Genomic DNA, 2,280 nt, shown 5'->3' with positions numbered 1-2,280 from the left:
GCTCCATGCCGCCGGCCTTGCCGGCATCGGTGCCGATGGTCTCCGAGCCCCAGCCCTTGATGTCCTTGCTGATCAGGAACTGGATGGCTTCCGCCGTCGGGCCGGGCGTATGCGGGCCGGTTTCGTTGGCGTTGAGGAAAGCGGCTTCCGAGCCGTTGCGCTTGTACCAGTCGGTGCGCATCACCACCCACTCGCCGGCATTGATGGCGCCATGCTTGGCTTCCCAGGCCTTGATGTGGTCGACGGTGAGCAGGAAATCGTGGTCGGCGGCCGATTCCTTCGAGCAGTCGATGACATTGACCGGGCCGACGAAATTCTGCGCCGGAATGGTGTCGGTGGCGCCGTCCGGATAGTCCTTGCCGGTGATCCAGTGCTGCGGCGCATCGAAATGCGTGCCCGAATGCTCGCCGAGCTTCAGCCAGTTCCAGGCCCACCACGGCCCGTTCTTGTCATATTTGGAGATGGCGTGGATCTCGACCTTCGGCGTGTCGACGGCGAGCTCCGGCGGCAGCTTGATCAGCGGCGTGTTCGGCCCGAGCGGCGCCGACAGGTCGACCACGCGGATGGCGCCCGAAAGCAGCTGGCCGGCGACCTCGCCGAGGAGTTTTTGCGTGTCCATGGTCTCAGTTCCCTCTTTGTCGATGAAGATCGAGGCTCGTTGCGGCCCTTAATATCCTACTAGACGAAAACATATGCATCTGCAATTATCTTTAAGCATAAAGCATTTTGGGGCGAGGCGTGAGCGAGTTCGACGCCATCTTTGTCGGGGCGGGCCACAACAGTCTGGCATGCGCCGCGCATCTGGCGCGCAAAGGCTGGAAAACAGCCGTTTTTGAACGCAGTGCAGCAATCGGCGGCGCGGTGCAAACCCGCGAATTCACCTTACCCGGCTTCCGCCACGATTTCGGCGCGATGAATCTGAGCCTGTTCGCCGGCTCAGCCTTCCACCGGAAATATGCAAATGAATTGAAAAACCAGGGGCTGGAATTCGCGCCGGTGGCGGACTGTTTCGCCAGCGCCTTCCCGGACGGCAAATGGTTCGGCGTCAGCAACGACCTGGAGAAGACCGCCGCGCGGCTGGCCGCCTTCTCCGCAGCGGACGCCGATACTTGGCGGCGTCTTGTCGCCGCCTTTCCGGGCGAAGCCGAGCATCTGTTCCGGCTGCTGGGCTCGCCGATGAGCACCCGTGCGCTGGCCGGCACGGCCTGGAAGCTCTGGCGCAAGAAGGGCGTTGCCGGCGCGCTCGACACCGGCCGACTGCTGCTCTCCTCGCCCCGCGCGTGGCTGGAAGAAAACTTCGAGACGCCGCATGTGCGCGCGACGCTCGCCGCCTGGGGCATGCATCTCGACTTCGCGCCGGACATCGCCGGCGGCGCCGTGTTCCCCTATCTGGAATCGATGGCCAACCAGAGTTTCGGCATGGTGCTAGGCAAGGGCGGCGCCGACACCATGATCCGCGCGCTTGCCGGCATGGTGACGGCGGCTGGCGGCAAGATCGCAACCGGCGCCGAGGTTGCCGAGATCACGGTCGCCGGCGGCCGGGCGACCGGCGTGCGGCTCGCGTCCGGGGATTTCCATGTCGCCAGCAAGGCGGTCATCGCTGGCGTCGCGCCGAAGGCGCTGCCGGGCAAGCTTCTGCCCGACGGTTCGGGCGATGCCGGCTTCGACGCGGCGATGAAGAAATTCCGTTACGCGCCAGGCACGATGATGATCCACCTGGCGCTGGACGACCTGCCCGACTGGAGCGCCGGGGCCGAGCTGCGTCAGTTCGCCTATGTGCATCTTTCGCCCTCGCTCGACGCCATGTCGCGCACCTACCAGCAGGCGACAGCGGGCATTTTGCCGGACGAGCCAGTGCTGGTCATCGGCCAGCCGACGGCCGTCGATCCCTCCCGCGCGCCCGCAGGCAAGCATGTGCTGTGGGTGCAGGTGCGCATGCTGCCGGCCGAAGTCCTCGGCGACGCGGCCGGCAGGATCGAGCCTGGTCCGTGGGACGCGATTAAGGACGCCTATGCCGAGCGCGTGCTCGAGATCATCGAGAGTTACGCGCCGGGCCTGCGCCAAAAAATCCTCGGCCGCGCCGTCTTCTCGCCGCTCGATCTCGAGCGCGAGAACCCGAACCTCGTCGGCGGCGACCAGATCTGCGGCAGCCATCATCTGGCGCAGAATTTTCTTTTCCGCCCGGCCCGTGGCTACGCCGGCTGGAACACGCCGGTCTCAAACTTCTACCTCACCGGCGCCGCGACATGGCCCGGCGCCGGCACCGGCGCCGCCTCGGGC

At 65.8% G+C, this 2,280-nt stretch carries 2 protein-coding genes; one reads left to right on the top strand and one right to left on the bottom strand.

The features are described from left to right. A partial coding sequence (locus tag EN781_RS30965) for a cyclase family protein (RefSeq protein WP_145965730.1) occupies nucleotides 1–619 on the bottom strand: 619 nt, incomplete at its 3' end. A 119-nt stretch (nucleotides 620–738) separates the two neighbouring features. On the opposite strand from EN781_RS30965, the gene EN781_RS30960 reads away from it, so the two are divergent. Beyond that, nucleotides 739–2,280: NAD(P)/FAD-dependent oxidoreductase (locus tag EN781_RS30960; RefSeq protein ID WP_145965729.1), on the top strand; the 1,542-nt coding region annotated here is incomplete at its 3' end.

It is taken from the genome of Mesorhizobium sp. M4A.F.Ca.ET.090.04.2.1 (genome assembly GCF_003999085.1).
Taxonomy (GTDB): Bacteria; Pseudomonadota; Alphaproteobacteria; order Rhizobiales; family Rhizobiaceae; genus Mesorhizobium.
The sequence above is the reverse complement of the archived record's forward strand: the minus strand, read 5'-3'. Positions and strand labels throughout refer to the sequence as shown.